Raw genomic sequence first — 19,010 nt, forward strand, 5'->3', positions numbered from 1 at the left:
CTCCTTTCATATCAGCCTGTGTTTATTCTATAATAACCGTAACGGTTAGGAGAGAAGAGGAGATTCATGACCAGCGTAAGTAGCCCAAATCCCAAATATTATATTGAAGACGGCCGGTACAGCATCCAGCATATGAAGCGTAAAGGCATTACCGCCATGCCGCGTCCCCACAGCCACGAACTGACCGAGCTATACTACCTGCTGGAAGGGGAGCGCGTATATTTTGTGGACGACCGGGTGGTTACAGTGCATAAAGGCGAGCTGATCCTGATTCCCGGGGGCGAGCTTCATGCCACTGCCAGTTCAGAGATGGCCGAGTTCGAGCGGATTCTGATCAATTATGATCCGGGTCTGCTGCCGCCCGTGCTGCGAAATGGAGCACAGTGGTTCCACAGCCGGGGCTACCGCCTGTTCAGGTTAACGCTGCGTGAACAGGACGAGGCGGAGAGCCTGCTGACCCGGATGCTGGAGGAATGCCGCCTGCAGCGCCCGTATTATGAAACCTGCGTAAGCACTTTATTGACCGAGCTGATGATCCTGCTGCAGCGCTCAGAGACCACATCACAGGCCGGAGGAACAAAACATCCGCTGCATCAGCTGGTCACGGAAGTCGCTACCTTTATCCGCAGTCATTACCGGGAGTCCCTGACCCTTGAAGAGACGGCAGGACATTTTTTCATCAGCCCCTCTTATTTAAGCCGGGTATTCCACCGGTTGACGGGCTTCCATTTCCGTGAATACATCGTCCACATCAGGGTAAGGGAAGCCGAGCGGCTGCTCGCCGGGTCTGACGACAGAATCCAGGAAATCGCCGCTGCTGTCGGGTTCGAACATCTCTCTCACTTCAATAAGACTTTCAAAAAATCAACCGGACTGACCCCGCTCCAATACCGGAAGGAAGCACGGATGCGCCATTCATCCAGGGTATAGTGTGAATTCCGGTTTCAGGTGCGCAGAAGGTCGTTATCTTTCCGTACCAACCAAATCTGCTGAGTTCGTTACTGTGACACCGCTACTGCTCTGCATCTGCAGGGCCGGCACAGTCGGGGTTTGAAGACTGATGCGGTCCAGCAGCACGCCTTCGGCATGACGCAGAATGATCCCGCGTTCGCTTACGGCATGAAAGTTCTCGACAGCAAGCCGGGAGAGAGGCATTTCCGGCAGCCCGTTTACAAGCAGTGCGGTGGCCGCTCCATGGCAGATGATGTTCCGTAAGATGATATCCCGAAATTCAGGGGTTGCTTCAGTTACCGGGAACAGCTGGCTGTCATGCCCTTCCGAGCCTTCAACTCCTGCATAGAACATATGAAAAGACACCGCCTCGTGGAGAATACCGCTCATCGTGATATTTTCCATTACAATATCCTCAACTACTCCGCCCCTGCCTCTGGTGCTTTTGAACCGCAGGCCGATATCCGTGCCGATGAACAGGCAATCATGGACTCTTACTGCATGGACTCCTCCGGACATCTCACTGCCGATCACCACCCCGCCATGTCCGTGATACACGGTACAATACCGGATCGTAATATACCGGCAGGGCATACCCATTCTGCGGCCTTCGTCGTCTTTGCCCGACTTCAGACAGATCGCGTCATCCCCGACATCGAAGCTGCAGTGCTCGACAAGCGAATGTGTACAGGATTCCAGATCAAGGCCGTCCCCGTTCTGTGAATACCACGGATTGCGCACCTGAATATTACGCACAGTAACCTCCTCACACCCCATGGGGTGAAGACACCAGGCCGGAGAATTCTGGAACGTCGGCCCTTCAAGCAGTATTCTGCGGCAGTTCCGCAGGCTAAGCAAGGCCGGACGCAGATATGGCCGCACTGGCAAATAAGCCTCCATCCCGCTTTCTCCATTCTCCTGCAGCTTACGGACGAAGGCCTCCCCTTCCATCGCTTCACGGCAAGGCCACCAGATTTCACCCTCCACATCCGTTACACCGCCGGAGCCAGTGAGCTTCTGCCACTGCTGCTCTGTCATTTTGAACCGTTTTACCGGCCGCCATCCTTCACCGCTGCCGTCGAAGATGCCTTCTCCTGTAATCGCCACGTCACTTAAAGCTTCTCCGTCCAGAGGCGCCTGGCAGCGCCAGCCGGACGTTCCCTCATAATGCGACGGAAGCAGGGGGTACAGCTCCGGATCGGCAGCAAACAACACAAGCGCTCCCCGCTCAGCGTAGAGATTGATCCGGCTATGCAAGGTAAGCGGACCCGTGCGCCAGATTCCGGGCGGAATGATTACTTTTCCTCCTCCGGCAGCAGCACAGTCATCCAGCGCAGCCTGTATACTAGAGGTGCACAGTGAAACTCCGTCGCCCTGTGAGGCTCCATAATCAGTTATGCTAAATATCCGTTCAGGAATCTGCGGAAGCTCAGGCAGTGGATAAGCATGTGAATTCTGCTTGCCGTTCATCGTCTTATCCCTCCTTTTACTCAAGACCATCGTAGCTGAACCAGTCAAAATCCGCGTGATTCCCGCTTACTGTCCCTTGTGAGCTTGCATACATCCCCATATAAGCCCCTGTAAAACCTCCGGCCAGATCGGTGCTGAGTACCCTTCCGTCCGCTCCTTCATACAGAGCACTCCACTTGTCAGCTTCCGAAGATCTGAAAAAGAAGCTGTATTCCTGCCCTTTGGCCTCTACCTTAAACTGCACTTTATCCTTCGGATAAGGCAATGCTGCAAGCAGCTGTTCACTTCCACCGCGGCGTTCGATGAGGCGCAGCATCTGCTCACCTGCATCCATCCCCAGTTCAAACCGGAAATGATAATCTGCATTCTGCAGGAGAACAAACCCGGCCGTTTCATTCTCCGTACCCGGACTAAACGTCATATCTGCAGCGGCTCTGAAGCTGAGGTGTTGCTGGCGTCTTCCGACAAAGGACGGGTTATTGATCTCGGAGAGCCGCTCGGGCTTCAATTGCAGCCGCAGTACCCCCGGTTGTTCCGCAAGACTCCAGAATCCACCGCGCGGTGTCCTTAGGAAGTTCCATACCGGCGCAAGCTCACAATCATCAAAATCATCACGCACCGGCAGCTCCGGCCATTTCGTCTCCGGCAAATCCGGAGCAGCCGCCTCCAATTCCAACACCCCTTTGCCGGGATTCACTACAGGCCATTCATTCTCCCAGCTGACCGGTGTGAGGAAGGTTTCGCGTCCCAGATTGCGGTAATAACCGCCGTTCGTCCGGGAGGCCAGACAGAACATCCACCAGTCCCCATGCTGGGTCTCCACAAGTTCCCCGTGGCCGACATTCACAATAGGATATTGTCTGCCGAGATGCCGGTGAGTCAGAATCGGATTGGCCTTGTAGCCTTCATAAGGGCCGATCACATTCCTGCTTCTGGCAATGGTAATTGCATGGGTATGGCCGGTTCCGCCTTCGGCAATCAGGACGTAATACCAATCTCCGATTTTGTACACATGCGGGCCTTCCTGTGCATGGGCCACCTTGAGTGCCCCCTGCCAGATGCTGATCTTGGGTCCTGTCAGCTTGCCCGCTATAAGATCGATTTCCTGCAGCCAAATATCCATATGCTTCGGATAATCCTGGCCTTCCGGCGGAACCCGGTTGCCGGTATAGTACACTTTGCCATCATCATCGAAGAATAAGGAAGAGTCGATGCCCGGCGCATCCTCCAGCCACACGGGATCAGACCAATCCCCGGCGGGGTCGGTTGCCGTAACATAGAAATTGTGCTGATTCTTGTCATTGTCAATATAGGTAGTAATCATATAAAAGAGGCCTTCATGATAGCGGATGGTCGGCGCCCAGATGCCCATAGAGGGAATCGTATGATCCAGATTCAGCTGCGACGGACGGTCCAGCACATGCCCGAGCTGCCGCCAGTTCACCAGATCCTTACTGTGAAAGACCGGAACACCGGGGAAGAACTCAAAGCTGGAAGTCACAAGATAGTAATCCTCACCTACACGGATGGCCGAAGGATCAGGATAGAAGCCCGGCAGTACCGGGTTGCGGAATGTTCTCAATATAGGAAGCCTCCTCAATGCATTTAAAATGTAAGCACAACCAATTATAGTTCGTCCAGATTTAACTTTCTTGCATTTTTCATGCTCTGTTTCTCCGATTTTATACTTTTATGCTCAATCCATCACTTTTCCTGTCTTGTCAGAGAATGACTTGTCCCTCTAGAATGAGTATAGTAGGATTACACAAAGGGGCGATCAGCATGGGCAAAAACAGGAAAATATACACCCGCTTTTTTATCAGCCTGACTACAATATCTGTCTGCTGCATCCTTGTGCTGGCAGTTGTAATCTTTTACTGGTACCGGAATATCTCGATAGCAAGTGTCAATAAAGCGAACCAGAATGTACTACTGAATACAGAAACCGTATTTATGAACTATAAAGAGATTGTCCAGAACTATACAATGGACTTCTATGCCAATCCGAATATCCATGCATTGATGATGAGCGGAGATACTGACTGGAGCGACCAGCTCTATAGTGCCCTAAGCCAGATCCGCGGCGCACTGGTAGTCAATCAGTATCTTGAGAACGCATACATCTTTGGTGTAAAAGAGCCCGTCGCCATGTTTGAGAATATGCCACTAAGCCCCTCGTCCAAGCTGGAGCTGTCACAGCGGATGCGGAACAGCCGCATTATTGAATCTCCCTTCCTCTGGAAGGCTACTTTGAACAATGGGAGTCCCGTGACACTGCTGACCGTCTTCTATAATGACCGGGCCTTCGCGGACAGTGAGTATTATGGGGCAGTGGCGTTAACAGTCAATTTGTCCAAGCTGCAGAATAATCTGTTTACGCAGACAGACGGTGAAGCGACTCGTTATGCCGTGCTCGATGCGAACGCTACAGTGCTTATGCACAGCGCACTGTCCGGAACTCCCCTGGATTCTGACATGCTGGAGAAGATCGTCGCTTCTTCTGATGAAAGAGGTTCTTTTGTCTATAAAGCTGAGGGGCAACAACCCCAATTGGTTACCTTTGTGTATTCACCGGGGGATAAGCTGTGGTTCGTGTCGGAGACTTCTTATAAGGACAGCATCCGGGATATCTCCAGCGCACGTAATCTGATGATTGGCCTGTGCCTCGCCCTTATTCTGGCTGCGTTCATTATCTCGGGCCTGCTCTCCCGGCACATCTACAAGCCTATCGGCCGTCTGTTCGGCAATATCGTCCATCTGTCCGGAAATGATGAGGCACTGAAGACAGGCGGGGATTTCGATACAGCCAGTCAGGAATTAGCGATGATCGGGGTCAAGCTGGAGCAGTTGAAGAAGGAGAATCATGACAGCGCCTTGATGCGCTGGCTGCTCTCGCCCCGCGGAGCTCCGGAACACAGCGGGAATCCCAATATGAGCTTAATCTCGCCTGGAGGAGCTTATTGCGTATGCGTAATGGAGGTATTAGCGGAAGGAGCACCCGGGGATGCCTGGGGTGTGGGCAGTGAAGGCATTCAGCAGATCCGCTCAGCATTCGCCGCACTGGCTGAGGTGCAGTCCTTCCAGCCGCATGAAGGGTCCGCAGTCCTCATTCTCAGTGAGCTTAACACTGGAAGCTTCGGGGATTATGCCATGTACCGCAGTAAATGGGAGGAGACCGCTACCCTCCTTCTCCCGTCCGGTGTACGCTTCGCCTTTGGAATCAGCGGATTGTCGGATGACCTGAGCCAGCTAAAGTCCAAATACAATGAAGCTGCCGATTGCCTGCAGTATATTAAATTTCACGATAAGCAGAATATTGTCTTTGCTGATGATACCATCCACCTGAACAGCAGTCCGGTACCTGAGCATACGCTCGAGCCTGTGCTGCAGGCAGTCAGGCTGCCGGAGCAGGGCGTACACATTCCGCAGGCGGTAGAACGGCTGCTGGCGGTTATGACCAGCTATCGTGCTGAACCTGCCACTATTGCCTTGTCAAGGCTTGCTGTTGAGCTGAGCCGCACCGCTGAGCTTAGCAGCGAGGTTCAGCACTCCGGGTTTCTGGATGATTACCAGCGGATCTGGAAGATCCGAAGTTATGACGAGCTGCGCAGCTGGATTGAAGCCGGCTGTTATTCCGCCCTCGCGCGGATCTCTGCCATGAGCGCCGTACAGACCCGGAGTATCGCAGCCGAAGCTATCTGTTATATCCGGGAGCATTATGACGATCCAAGGCTGTCGCTGAACGCGCTTGCCGAGAAGATGTCGCTTAGCCCTGCCTACCTCAGCAGACTGATCGCCGATGAAGTGAACAGCAGCTTCCCCGATTTCATCAATCTCCTGCGCCTGGATCAGGCACAGCTGCTGCTGGTTACCGAGCTCGGAATGGATATACGGGAAATTGCCGGAAAGGTAGGGTACAACAGCAGCACCTATTTTACAACCCAATTCAAGAAGCGATATGGGGTAACGCCCTCCAAATGGAGAATGAATCATATTCTGCAGCATCAGGATTAGCTGGAATAGCCTCTCCTCTCCGCTTGCCCAAGCAGTCAATAATAAATCCAAGGATGTCCAGCAGCCGTTTAAATGGCCTGGGCATCTTTTTTTGGGCCGAAAAAGGCCATTATGCTCTCAAAAAGTAGAAAAGTGATGCCTTTTTCGTTTTTTTAAGGCCTATGTTTCTGTTTTTTTAACCTTTTTCCGTTTATTTTGATAGCGTTTACATTTACTGCTGATTTATGATTTGCCTTGTAAAGCACCCCCCTGAGATACGGGGAAATAGGATAACGCTAGTCACAAAGGAGTGAATTGTAAATGATTCAAGAGGCTGCACCGGAGAAGCCGGAACGGCAAAGCCTGAGCCTGAAGCTTAAGGCCGCCAGAACCGGAAGCCTCCGCAGATCCCTAAGGAAAGACAGCTCCCTGTACCTGCTCGCTCTACCGGGTATTATCATTTTAATTCTTTTTGCGTACCTGCCAATGAGTGGACTGATTCTCGTCTTCAAAAATTACAACTATAACGACGGAATCTTCGGCAGCCCCTGGGCAGGCTTCTCCAACTTCGAGTTCTTTTTCTCCAGCATGGAGGACGCCCTGAGAGCCACACGCAACACCGTAATGTTGAATGCGCTTTATATGCTGACCGGTACCTTCTTTTCCGTCGCTATCGCCGTGATCCTGAATGAGCTGCGCAGCAAGTGGTTCATTAAAGTAACGCATAGCGTGATGTTTTTCCCGTATTTTATCTCATGGATTATTATCGGAGCCATCCTCTTCTCCCTGCTTGATTACGACAAAGGTATTATGAACCAGCTGTTTAAGGCGCTTGGCCTGGCCCAAATGGACTGGTATTCCAGCCCGTGGCTATTCGTAATTATTCTGGTGCTGGCAAACATCTGGAAAAGTGCAGGCTACGGGGCGATTATTTACTACGCTGTACTGCAGGGGATCGATACCTCCTACTATGAGGCCGCACGGATCGACGGTGCTTCCAGGTGGCAGGTCATAACCAAAATTACCATACCGATGCTGATTCCCTCCATTATTCTGATGACACTGCTCGGTATCGGCGGAATGCTCAAAGGAGATCTCAGTATGATTATGGGTGTAACCTTCCTCAATCCGCTGCTGCTGCCTACAACCGACATTATCGACGTATACGTCTACCGCACCGCCATCCGTTCCGGTGAGTTCGGCTTCGCTTCTGCTATTACGCTATATCAATCCGTCTTTGGCTTCATTCTGGTACTGCTGGCGAACAAGCTGGCGGGATGGTACGACAAAGACAGCAAACTATTTTAGGAGACAACTATCATGCATACTACCGAAAGCAAAGGCATGCTCATTCTCTTTTATGTCTGTATAGCCGTTTTTTCGGCCATTTGTCTTGTGCCGTTTGTGCTGGCAGTCTCCGGTTCACTCTCTACCGAATCGCGGATTGCTGCAGAGGGGTACTCGTTCTGGCCCAGAGGTTTTACCTTTGAAACCTACGAATTCCTGTTTGGCTCCAAAGCAGAGCAGATTCTGCGGGCGTACTCCATGTCGGTGATTGTAACCGTGCTGGGTACCCTGACCGCCGTGCTCGTAACTACCGCTTACGCCTACGTCATTTCGGTCAAAGGCTTCAGACTCAAAAATTTCTTCGCCTTCTTCGCTTATTTCACGATGCTGTTCAGCGGCGGAACGCTGCCCTGGTATCTCCTGAGCACCAAATATTATCACTTAGACGATACGCTGCTCGGGCTGTTCATCCCTTATGTACTGAGTGTGTTTCTGATGTTCCTGATGGCGAATTATTTCCGCAGCATTCCGCACGAAATTGTGGAATCGGCGCAAATCGACGGGGCTGGCCATCTGCGGATCTTTTTCTACATTATGATTCCGCTCGGCCGGGTCGGGCTTGTCACTATTTCCTTGTTCTATGCGCTGCAGTTCTGGAATGACTTCTATCTGCCGCTGATGCTGGTATCCAACCAGGATCTCTACACGATCCAGTATTTAATGTACAACATGATGGCGAACATCCAATTCCTCGCTTCCGGCAACGCCGCACAGGTGGGTGGCGCGATGATCGCTCCTCCGCTTGAGACAGCCAAGATGGCCATGACCTGCCTGACTGTTCTGCCGATAGCCATTCTGTATCCTTTTCTTCAGCGCTTCTTCGTCAAGGGCATTATCGTCGGCTCAGTCAAGGGCTGATTCCTGCACAATGCAGCAGTATGGATTGCTTCAGGCCCCTGCTCCCCGCAGCCAACTTGTTGTACAATGGGTGAAGGGAGCACAGCCTTTGCAATATATGCCTCATATGTACATTCTATTTTCAGGAGGGTTCATCATGAATAAGAAAAAAGGTTGGTACAATCTGCTCCTCTCTGCTGTGTTTCTGTTAAGCGCCTGCTCGCAGGGCAATAATGAAAGCGCTAACTCCAGTAAATCCGGCAATAGCGGCAACGAAGGTACAGCAAATGCAGCGTCAGCGGACAGCGGAACTGAAGGCAGCGCCCTGGCCCCCGCCAAGCTGAAGATTGTCCTGTACGGGGATGAGTCGAACCGGATGAAGGAGCTGGCAAAGACGGAGTTCTATAATGTAATCAAAAAAGAAATCAATGCCGAGGTAGAGTTCCAGTTCCTGCCCTGGACTGAATACGGCGGCGGCAAAACCGATCTGATGCTCTCAACGGGTGAGGATTTCGCCACCTATACCGATGCCAATTATATGGTGAAATCGGTAGCCAAAGGACTCTATGCCGATCTTACCTCCTATGTCCCCGCTGCAGCTGATCTGAGCAAAACGGTGGATGAAGCCTCTTTCACCGCCTTTCAGCTCGATGGCAAACAGTATGCCATCCCGGTGGGCAACAAACCGAATTCCGCAGAATTCTACAGCGTCCTCGTCCGCCAGGATCTGCTGGAAGAAGCCGGGATGAAGCAGATAACTTCACTGGCAGAGCTCGAACAATTTTATGATAAAGCGCATGCCCTTCATCCCGAGCTGATCGGCTACGCCAGTACCGATGCCCGCAGAATGCTGCAATATGACTTCACTGACAAAAATCTGTACTGGCAGAATGACTTCATTGCGCTTGATGAATCAGCCCAGGACGATCAGATCATCAACTGGTTTGAATCCGAAGAGTTCAAAGCTTATGCCAAGCTGATGCGCGGCTGGTATGAAAAAGGCATCATCCCCAAATATGCCGCCACCAATGTTCCGCAGCTGCAGTCGGACTGGAATTCCGGCAAAGCAATGTTCTGGGCAGGCACAGCGGCCCGTCCGTTCGAGGGTGCGGCAACCATCTCCCAAGCCGTACCTGACGCCAAGCTGGTTAACTATTTCCTCGGCACGGGCCGCCCGAAAATCAGCCGCGGCACTTACAGCACCGCCTTCTTCGTCTCTTCTGCCGCCAAGGACCCTGAACGCTATGTCATGTTCTTCAATCTCCTGCAAAAAAATCAGGAGCTGTACGACCTCTTTGCCTATGGCATCAAGGGAACTGATTATACCCTGGATGAGAACGGCCGCCTGACCAAAATCAGCACCGATTCACTGATTCCCGACTGGCTGCTGATGAATAAAAACTTCATCCGCTTCGACAACACCGTACCGGATGATTTCATTGCCGAATACAAAGCATGGGATGATGGAGCAATCATCTCCAAAGGTGCCGGCTTTAATTTTGACAACACGCCGGTCAAGAATGAAGAGACGAAGCTGAATGGAGTGTTCACTGAATACCTCGCCCCAATCGGCAGCGGCTTTAGCGATTATGACACGGCATTCCCGAAAGCGCTGGATAGACTGAAGGCGGCGGGGATTGATAAATATATCGCCGAGTACCAGAAACAGTTCTCGGAATGGTACGCCAAGCAGTCAAAATAATCCTTAGTCGCAGCAGGCGAAGCTGTGGTTCCCACAGCTCAACAGGGGATGTCCCAAAGACCATGTAATGGCTTAGGACATCCCTTGTTCATGTCATTAACCAGCCGGGAACCGGCTCACAGCATGGATCATACCGGTATGACCCACCAAAGTCATGTATCATTTCAACGATACCCTGAATAGGCTGTTGTAATTAATTGAATAATGGAGGTATTCCAAATGACCTTTGGGAACGAATATTCAAACAGTCCGGTTTATTCATCCGTGTATCCTTATTCCCGCTCCACTTCCTACCCCTACTCTCATTACTACCATCTGGTTCGCTCAGACAGCAGCCCGGAAGCACCGCCAGCAGACAGCCCAACCACAAACAAGGAACTGGTAAGTGGTTATATGAACGCAGGTGTGGGCAGCGGGCAAGGGATTCATGTTGATACTGGAGGAGAAGTAGGCGGCAAACACGGTATTGGCTTACAAGCTGGCGGGAAATTAAACTATGGAGGCGCGGGGATGCATGCAGGCGGCCACATTGGCAACACATCCTATGGCATCCATGCGCAAGGCAATACCCATCTGGACAGCAGTCAGGGTCTGGGGCTGAATGCAGAAGCTCAGGCCTTAGGGAAATACGGAATTGCAGCCCAGGCCAAAACCCAGCTGGGCGGCGGTCAAGGCGCAGGTTTCCACACAGGGGCGCAAGTTGGTGGAACCTACGGTCTGAGTGCAGATGCGGAAGGCCATCTGGGCTTCAGCCAAGGCGCAGGATTTCAAACCCAGCTGCAGCTTGGCGGTGATAACGGTCTCGGCGCCCAGGCTACAGCACAGTACGGCGGCGGTCAAGGCGCAGGCTTGGGCGTTGCCGGGCAGGTGGGTAAATATAATGGACAATTAGGCTTTAATATTGGCGGTAAGAACCCGGAATCTGCAGAATCTAAGGAGTCTAAGAAGTAAGCCGGGACGATAAACCAGGATAACTAAGCTTCTCACTGTGGAGGAGGGAGCGGAAAATCTCCTTCCTCTTGTCCTGTCGTATGTAAGGGTTAAACCGTTATGGGACAAGCCTCTACACTAGTTTTGCCTCCAATGATCGATTTCAGGGAATTTCATGCATAGCAAAAAGGACCGCCAGCAGGCAGTCCGTGCATTGTTCTACTAATAACCTGACATGCTGGCTAACAAGCGGATGTTCCGTCTGTTATGCATTACAGGCTGCATGCTCCCTTAGCGGTTTAGCAGACTTCCGACATATTTCAGCAGCTCGTTGGCGCAGATCGGGCAATAGGAATGTTCATCGATCAGGCGTCTGGAGACCTCGTTGATGCGCTTCAGCTGGCTTTCATCCGGTGTTTTGGAGGAGGTGGTGATTTTGACGATATCCTTCAGATCTGTGAACAGCTTTTTCTCAATAGCTTCCCTCAGCCGGTCATGATTGTTATATTCGAACTTTTTGCCTTTACGGGAGTAGGCCGAAATCCGGATCAGGATCTCCTCACGGAAAGCTTTTTTGGCATTCTCGGAAATACCGATCTGCTCTTCTATGGACCGCATCAGCCGTTCATCCGGCTCCATCTCCTCATCGGTCAGCGGATCGCGGATTTTGGTCCAGTTGCAGAAGGCTTCAATGTTGTCGAGATAATTCTCGAACAGCGTTTTGGCGGATTCCTCAAAAGAGTAGACAAAGGCCTTCTGCACTTCGCTTTTGGCCAGAATGTCGTATTCCTTGCGGGCAATGGAAATGAAGTTCAGATAGCGCTCGCGCTCCTCCTTCGTAATCGAAGGATGCTGGTCCAGACCGTCTTTGATCGCCCGAAGCACATCCAGCGCGTTCATACACTGCAGATCGCCTTTGATCAAGGCACTGGAAATCCGGTTGATAACATAACGCGGATCGATGCCTGACATCCCTTCGTCCAGATATTCGGTCTGCATTTCCTTGAGATCGGCTTCCTTGTAGCCTTCAACCTCTTCACCGTCGTACATGCGCAGCTTTTTGATCAGATCCATGCCCTGCTTCTTGCTCTCCTTAAGGCGGGTCAGAATCGAGAAAATCGCCGCCGCGCGCAGCGCATGAGGGGCAATATGGACATGCTTCATATCGCTTTGGGCGATGAGCTTGGCGTAGATTTTTTCCTCTTCAGACACCCGGAGATTATACGGGACAGGCATGACGATCATGCGGGATTGGAGTGCTTCATTCTTTTTATTAGAGATAAAGGATTTGTATTCCGTCTCATTCGTGTGGGCGATGATCATCTCATCGGCAGAGATCAACGCGAAGCGGCCGGCTTTGAAGTTCCCTTCCTGGGTCAGTGACAGCAGGTTCCAGAGGAATTTCTCGTCGCATTTGAGCATTTCCTGGAACTCCATCAGTCCGCGGTTGGCCTTGTTCAGCTCCCCATCGAAGCGGTAGGCGCGCGGATCGGATTCCGAACCGTATTCGGTAATGGTCGAGAAATCGATGCTGCCCGTCAGGTCGGCGATATCCTGCGACTTCGGATCGGATGGACTGAAGGTCCCTATGCCGACACGCTCCTCCTCCGACAAAAGCACACGGACCACCTTAACCTGTTCGATATCGCCGTGGTATTCATTCTTGAGCCGCATCTGGCAGGACGGGCACAGGTTGCCCTCGATGCGTACACCAAGCTCCCGCTCAATCTCCGGACGAAGCTCCAGCGGAATCAAATGCAGCGGGTCTTCATGCATCGGGCAGCCTTCCACCGCATATACCGCACCCTCTTCCGTCCGCGAATACTGCTCCAGTCCGCGCTTCAGCAGGGTAACCAGTGTCGATTTGCCCCCGCTGACCGGCCCCATTAACAGCAAGATCCGTTTGCGCACATCCAGCCGCCGGGCGGCAGAATGGAAATACTCTTCCACCAGCTTCTCCACCGCACGGTCGAGTCCAAAGATCTCCTGTTCAAAAAACTTATACCGTTTGCGTCCGTTAATGTCCTCTACGCCGTGTGACTTGATCATGTCGTATACGCGGGAATGAGCCGTTTTCGCGGGAGAGGGATCTTTTTTCAGCAGTTCTATATACTCCTTGAAGGTGCCGCTCCACGCCAAACGGTCGTTCTCAGCCCGATACGAAGCTATACGCTCAAATATATCCATTGCTCGCTACCTCCTCTTGCGCTCCTACTTGCTCCACCAGCTTAGAAAGTGTATTACATAACTATGCGGCGGGCCCGGAATAGTTGACCTCTTTTTTGCTGTGCTATAATAGAGAATCATGAATCATCCAGTAAAATGCATATACCTATAAATTAGGGCGCAGGAGTGACAACTATGGCCGTTAAGCATGAAACGGAGCTGTATGCTCCTTTGAAGAGTTTTTTTGAGAAACAGGGCTATTCGATCAAAGGCGAGGTGAGGACCTGCGATCTGGTAGGCCTGCGTGAGGATGAAGAGCTGCCGCTAATCGTGGAGATGAAAAAATCGTTCAACCTCGCTTTGCTGCTGCAGGGGGTTGAACGGCTCCGGCTCAGTCCTAATGTCTTCCTCGCGGTAGAACGCGTGCGGGACAAAAAAGGCGCGGTGAACCAGCGCTGGGGCGAGCTTACCGCGCTGTGCCGCCGCCTCGGCCTTGGGCTGATCACCGTGGTCTTCTACAAGACCAAGGCTCCGCTGGTCGAGGTGCTCGCGGAGCCGGGCGACGCGCCGCCTCAAGTCCGCAGCGGCGCGAGACGCCGCGAGCGGTTGCTCTATGAGTTCAAGGGGCGCAGCGGGGACTACAACACCGGCGGCAGCACGCGCGTCAAGCTCGTGACAGCCTACCGCGAAAAGGCGCTGCGCGTGGCCCTCGCGCTGCAGGCGGCCGAGGCCGAAGCCGCCCACGCGGCCGGCTTCGCCCTAAGCCCGGCGGCTGAGCGCAGCCGGGCGGAGGCACCGCTCGGCGTGACCCCCGCCGAGCTGCGCAAGAGAAGCGGCGTGCCGGGCGCCGCCGCATTCCTGCAGAAGAACTACTATGGGTGGTTCTTCCGGGTGGGGCGCGGCCGCTACACGCTCACGGCCGCCGGGACCGCGGCGCTGCTTGAATATGCCGCGATCGCAGAGATCAGCGCGGGCAAGCTGTAGCCTTCCCGCTCCGTACTGCGGGGCCAACGCTAGAATAAGTGCGTTTGCCCCGCTTTCGGCCGTCTTCACAGCTGCCCTAGGCTTCATTTATAATTCCGCCCATGACCTCTCTCTCCGCCCGATAACACTGAAAAAACGAGTCCCCTGAATTCAGGAGACTCGTTTTTCATAACAGACTGTACACAACCATACCTTCAACCCCAGATTTCCTGGCCCCTGAACCCTCAGCTCCGCGCCGTGAACTCCGTAACCGCCTCGCTCATCAGGTTCATGCCCAGCAGCAGCTCATCCCGGCCGGGATGACTGAAGTTAAGCCGGATACGGTCATTTCCGCCGGTTACACTGCATAGCGGTCCGGGCAGAAAGGCCACGCCTTTTGCCAGCGAGGCTTTCAGGAGCGCCATGGAATCCAGGCCCTCTGGAAGCGTCACCCACAGAAACATACCGCCTAACGGCAGATCATAGCTGCAGCTCTTCCACGCCGGACGCTTGAGCAGCTCCGCCATCAGCTTCAGGCGGGTGTTATATTCGCGGTTCAGCAGGGCGATATGCTCGCGCAGGTCAAAAGCGCTCGCATCCAGCAGATGATGCAGCAGCCGCTGATTAAGCGAGCTGGACTGCCAATCGGCCATCTGCTTCGCTGCGGCCATCATTCCGATCAACTCGCGGCTGCCTGCCGCCCAGCCCGTCCGCAGGGCAGGTGCAACGGTTTTGCTGAAGGAACCAATGTAGAGCACATGTCCACCCTCACTGATATTCTCAAGTGCATACAAAGACGGATATTTCTTTGACGGATGTTCAGTGTACCTCTGAAAATGAAGATCACCATAAGAATCATCCTCAACAATCAGCAGGTTATGCGAGGTACACAGCTCAAGTACTTCCCTACGTCTGGCCAAGCTCCATAACATCCCGCTTGGATTTGTAAAGCTCGGCGTAGCGAACAGCATCTTGGGCCGATGCAGTCGGATCTGGGTCCGTAAGTGCTCCGGCAGCAGCCCGTCCCGGTCACTTCGGACTGGAATAATCACAGCACCCTGCATCCGCAGCACCTGCAGAATTCCCGGAGATGTCGGGTTCTCCACCAATACACGGTCTCCGGGGTCAATATACACCCTGGATAATAGATCAATCGCTTGTTGGCTTCCCGTTGTCAGAAGAACTCCGCCTTCGGGAACACTCACACCCTTGGCCTTCAGCCAGTCTCCGGTTAACCATTCACGAAGCGGCCCATACCCTTCAGGATCACCATATTGCAGGGCTCCGGCATCCTCCGAGATTACTGTGGATGCTGTTTCAGCCAGCAGAGATAATGGAAACAATTCTTCGGCCGGCAGCTCTTCGGCTAATGAAATCAACGTACCCCTGCGTGTCTCTGTACGTATGCTCAGCAGTGGTGAAGAATTCAATGTATGTGCGCGGGCAGAAAACTCATATTTCATATGCTCCCCCCTTCTCCCTGGTACCAAGAATATTCCTTCCGGGCCTGCAATATGTCGTCATGCTTGGGTTATGCGTACATTTGCCTTTTTTGTCTGGAGAAAAGCGCGAATTTCTCAATAGCCTGCGCTCTGGTGGAGACCTCCAGCTTCACATATATTTTTCTCAGATAGTTATCAATAGAACGCCGGCTGACTTCAATTTCAAGAGCAATTTTATCGTATGTAATTCCCTGAACAATCCGTTCCATTATGAACATCTCAGTCTGGGTCAACTGCAGCAGCCCGTCCAGTCCCCGGGAGCTTGTCATGGGCCGAAGCCCTTTCTCCACCCAGTTCAGCGGAATAGAGAGAAATCCTTCACGCAATCCATTGATCATTTGCAGCAGCTGACGGGGAGAAGCCCCCTTGGACAATACGCCGCTTGCGCCCAGCTCCATGAGCGGCTGGAACAGGTCACAGTCCTCTTCCTCGGTCATAATAATGAAATGAGACTCTTTCGAGCTCTGTTTCATTTCTACCAGCGGACCCTCCACTCTGCCTTCCGGCATTTCATAATCGGTCAGCACCAGATCCGGCTGCTCCTGTTGAACAGTATTAACAGCCTCATTCCACGTGGAGAACATACCTACGACTTCAATTTCTTTTCCTTCCTCTAAAATCAATTTTGTACCCAGCATACTTGTGGGATGACATCCCACGATGATCACCCGCCACACCTTCATCATTACTGCCCAAACCTCCTGCTACTATATATATTTACCCAGAAAGAGAAGCGCCGTAGCGTTTTTTGTCGGTACACAAGCAAGGCTCCATGATGACTTGTCAATATTCCCTTCTTTTTCCTTGAATACGCCCCTCATAACTTCCAATCTATAGAAATTGTATCCAGTAGTTTGATAAAGTGCAATTACTTTTTCATGTTTTCATAAGCCTTTTCACTTTTGCGAAAATAGTAAAAGTCTGATAGAATGAGAACTTGAAAAAAATTTGCCTGAGGTGATTACATGCAACCGCTAGCGGAATCGACACCGATACACTCGCGTTCTACTTCAGCGAGAAGCCGATCTTCCGTAAAATGGTTTTTACTGTTCTGGATTTTGATGATCGGACTCGGATTTTACGCCGTGTACAGCTATACCAACCATCTTAAAGAGCAGGTGCTGAGCGAGCTTAGCACCCAGAGCCAGCAGCAGCTTACCGTTTTGAAGACCGATTACGAGACGCGAATTGGAGTGCTCTCCCAACAAGTCAAGGAATTGCAGAATACGGTGCAAACCTTTAACGAGCTTCTCACCTTTACCAAAGATAATGCCAGCAACAAAACAGATAACAGCAATAAGCTTTACACCCAGCTTAACGAAGTGCGCAAACAACTGGCTGCCCTGCAACAAGAAATGGACCTGCTGAAATGATGACGCCGGTTAAAAGAGTCAACCGTTTCTTCATGCTTCTGACCGCGCCATTTATCGGATTATTTCTCTGTTTATGGTGGTATCAGCCACCTCTTGAACTGAACCTGGATGCAGGCAAGTTCACTGCAGAACCTGGACCTGTCCATGAAACAGCCGCGCTGCTCAATGAGTTGACCGCTGCTCAAGCATCGGCCTCGTATACTATAGATTCCATCGGAGCCAGTGCGAAACTGTATAATCAGACTACTAATGCCATGAATGCACTGGTCCAAATGGCCAAGTCCCAGGCAAAACGTCCGGAGAATATCTACAACCGCCGGATCACTTCTAGGCTCGGCATTCCTGCCGATGTCGTACAAAGCGACCGGATAACCATTGAACTCTACCGGCTGAACCCCGGCAACTATAAAGCTTATGCTCTCAAAGTAAAACTCAAGGACCCTACCGCCATGAAAATGAGTCTGGCCGGAAACGGCAAAGGCGGAGCAGAAACGACACTTCAGGCCGTGAACCGCTATGGCGCAACTGCCGGCATCAACGCCGGCGGATTTGCGGACCAGGACGGCAAACGTTACCCGCTCTCCACAACAGTCATCGGCGGTAAATACTTGTACGGCTTCGAATCCAGCTATAAGGATCTCAGTTTTGTTGGACTAAACGCTTCAGGCCAGCTGATCGGAGGACAATTTTACAGCCGGACCCAGCTGGACCGGCTGCAGCCTGTTTTCGGCGCTACTTTTGTCCCGGTTCTGCTGAAGAATAACAGCAAGATGCCCATTCCATCCAAATGGCAAGTGTCCCCCAAACGTGCCCCGCGCACAGTTATCGGCAAGTATAAGGATGATCAGCTGCTGATTATGGTAGCAGACGGTTATAATGAAAATGGGAACTCCGGCGCAACTCTAACGGAGCTTCAAAACAAACTGTCGAGCATGGGTGTTACGGATGCCTACAATCTGGATGGCGGAGGTTCTTCTTCCCTGATTTTCAATGGAAGGGTCATCAATCAGCCATCGGATGGAAATCTGCGTAAGGTTCCTACGAGTTTTCTCTTCTTTAGATAATAATTATGTATTGTCAATGAAGCTGATCACATTTTCGTTTATTTTTGGTAAACTGCGGGTTATAATCAGGGAAACGAATACAGTCACTCACGGAGGTGTACGCATGTCGTTTTCCCTGACTTTTTGGATCATCACCCTTGTATTTCTGTTGTTTCTTGCAGGTATTCTTACTGCTTCGTACAACGATGACAAGACCAACGGCCTATAAAAAAGAGCGCCGCACAAATGTGCGGCGCTCTTTTTTGGGAAGAGAAGGATGTAGAACTTCACATCATGATACATCCTTCTATCCCTCAGGGACGGTCACCGTCCTTTGTCAGTACAGCAGTCGCCGCTTGGCTGCAGCCCACTTTGGAACTTGAATGGTGTTTCCGCAAGAGGGCGCAAGTTGATGTCTAACCTATGTACATGTTGCCTCTTGCGAACATTCTCCTGAAATGCCCGGTCTGTTCTAGGCGTGTCTTGGCAATTGGGTCATTTCCGTCAGGCATTCAGCACAAATATAACGATCTTTATATTCGCTTACGCCTTCGATCGATCCGCAAAAGACACATTTGGGACGGTAACGCTCCAGAATGATATGATCTCCCTGCACCAGAATTTCTACAGGATCCCCTTCATTCATTTGGTACCTTTTACGCAGGGACTTAGGCAGAACAATTCTACCCAGCTGATCTACTTTTCGAACTACGCCAGCAGGTTTCATATCTAA

At 51.9% G+C, this 19,010-nt stretch carries 15 protein-coding genes; 9 read left to right on the plus strand and 6 right to left on the minus strand.

Annotated elements, in window-relative coordinates; genetic code table 11:
- The first annotated feature begins 66 nt into the window (after positions 1 to 66).
- The gene (locus AC0MA3_RS08300; RefSeq protein WP_474655826.1) at positions 67 to 930 is read left to right on the plus strand and encodes a helix-turn-helix transcriptional regulator; all 864 of its coding nucleotides are present in this window, start codon (positions 67 to 69) and stop codon (positions 928 to 930) included.
- Positions 931 to 963: 33 nt separating this feature from the next.
- On the opposite strand, the gene AC0MA3_RS08305 is transcribed toward AC0MA3_RS08300, so the two are convergent.
- Both AC0MA3_RS08305 and AC0MA3_RS08310 read right to left on the minus strand, forming a co-directional pair.
- Complete coding sequence (locus AC0MA3_RS08305) at positions 964 to 2,421, minus strand: glycoside hydrolase family 28 protein (protein ID WP_474655827.1); 1,458 nt, start codon at positions 2,419 to 2,421, stop codon at positions 964 to 966.
- Between the two features lie 16 nt (positions 2,422 to 2,437).
- On the minus strand, positions 2,438 to 4,003 hold the full coding sequence (locus AC0MA3_RS08310; RefSeq protein WP_474655828.1) for a glycoside hydrolase family 43 protein: 1,566 nt from the start codon (positions 4,001 to 4,003) through the stop codon (positions 2,438 to 2,440).
- A 200-nt stretch (positions 4,004 to 4,203) separates the two neighbouring features.
- Between AC0MA3_RS08310 and AC0MA3_RS08315 the strand changes: the two genes are divergently transcribed.
- From AC0MA3_RS08315 to AC0MA3_RS08335, 5 genes are all read left to right on the plus strand, one after another.
- Positions 4,204 to 6,435: a helix-turn-helix domain-containing protein gene (locus AC0MA3_RS08315; RefSeq protein ID WP_474655829.1), complete on the plus strand. Its 2,232-nt coding sequence runs from the start codon at positions 4,204 to 4,206 to the stop codon at positions 6,433 to 6,435.
- Positions 6,436 to 6,735: 300 nt separating this feature from the next.
- Entirely contained in the window at positions 6,736 to 7,722 is a 987-nt protein-coding gene (locus AC0MA3_RS08320; RefSeq protein WP_474655830.1) for an ABC transporter permease, read from the plus strand.
- 12 nt (positions 7,723 to 7,734) lie between these two features.
- Positions 7,735 to 8,619: a carbohydrate ABC transporter permease gene (locus tag AC0MA3_RS08325; RefSeq protein ID WP_474655831.1), complete on the plus strand. Its 885-nt coding sequence runs from the start codon at positions 7,735 to 7,737 to the stop codon at positions 8,617 to 8,619.
- A 136-nt stretch (positions 8,620 to 8,755) separates the two neighbouring features.
- The gene (locus AC0MA3_RS08330) at positions 8,756 to 10,300 is read left to right on the plus strand and encodes a DUF3502 domain-containing protein (protein WP_474655832.1); all 1,545 of its coding nucleotides are present in this window, start codon (positions 8,756 to 8,758) and stop codon (positions 10,298 to 10,300) included.
- A gap of 219 nt (positions 10,301 to 10,519) precedes the next feature.
- The gene (locus AC0MA3_RS08335) at positions 10,520 to 11,251 is read left to right on the plus strand and encodes a hypothetical protein (RefSeq protein ID WP_474655833.1); all 732 of its coding nucleotides are present in this window, start codon (positions 10,520 to 10,522) and stop codon (positions 11,249 to 11,251) included.
- Between the two features lie 270 nt (positions 11,252 to 11,521).
- Here the strand turns inward: AC0MA3_RS08335 and AC0MA3_RS08340 are convergent, their stop codons facing one another.
- Positions 11,522 to 13,417, minus strand: coding sequence for a PrkA family serine protein kinase (locus AC0MA3_RS08340; RefSeq protein ID WP_474655834.1), 1,896 nt, complete (start codon positions 13,415 to 13,417; stop codon positions 11,522 to 11,524).
- 174 nt (positions 13,418 to 13,591) lie between these two features.
- Here AC0MA3_RS08340 and AC0MA3_RS08345 point away from each other — a divergent pair, with 174 nt between their 5' ends.
- Positions 13,592 to 14,380 carry a DUF2161 family putative PD-(D/E)XK-type phosphodiesterase gene (locus AC0MA3_RS08345; protein WP_474655835.1) on the plus strand — a complete coding sequence of 263 codons (789 nt, stop codon included), beginning with the start codon at positions 13,592 to 13,594 and terminating at the stop codon, positions 14,378 to 14,380.
- Between the two features lie 224 nt (positions 14,381 to 14,604).
- Here the strand turns inward: AC0MA3_RS08345 and AC0MA3_RS08350 are convergent, their stop codons facing one another.
- Complete coding sequence (locus AC0MA3_RS08350) at positions 14,605 to 15,822, minus strand: aminotransferase-like domain-containing protein (protein WP_379160585.1); 1,218 nt, start codon at positions 15,820 to 15,822, stop codon at positions 14,605 to 14,607.
- A 68-nt stretch (positions 15,823 to 15,890) separates the two neighbouring features.
- On the minus strand, positions 15,891 to 16,547 hold the full coding sequence (locus tag AC0MA3_RS08355; protein WP_379160582.1) for a response regulator transcription factor: 657 nt from the start codon (positions 16,545 to 16,547) through the stop codon (positions 15,891 to 15,893).
- A 279-nt stretch (positions 16,548 to 16,826) separates the two neighbouring features.
- Here AC0MA3_RS08355 and AC0MA3_RS08360 point away from each other — a divergent pair, with 279 nt between their 5' ends.
- Positions 16,827 to 17,234, plus strand: a complete 408-nt coding sequence (locus AC0MA3_RS08360) for a hypothetical protein (protein ID WP_379160579.1) — start codon at positions 16,827 to 16,829, stop codon at positions 17,232 to 17,234.
- A complete protein-coding gene (locus AC0MA3_RS08365; protein ID WP_474655836.1) occupies positions 17,231 to 18,298 on the plus strand; it encodes a phosphodiester glycosidase family protein in 1,068 nt (355 codons plus the stop codon). Before AC0MA3_RS08360 ends, AC0MA3_RS08365 begins: the two co-directional genes overlap by 4 nt.
- 451 nt (positions 18,299 to 18,749) lie before the next feature.
- Here AC0MA3_RS08365 and AC0MA3_RS08370 read toward each other — a convergent pair whose 3' ends face one another.
- Complete coding sequence (locus AC0MA3_RS08370; RefSeq protein WP_379160573.1) at positions 18,750 to 19,004, minus strand: AbrB/MazE/SpoVT family DNA-binding domain-containing protein; 255 nt, start codon at positions 19,002 to 19,004, stop codon at positions 18,750 to 18,752.
- Positions 19,005 to 19,010 lie beyond the last annotated feature (6 nt).

It is taken from the genome of Paenibacillus sp. LS-5 (assembly GCF_056121505.1).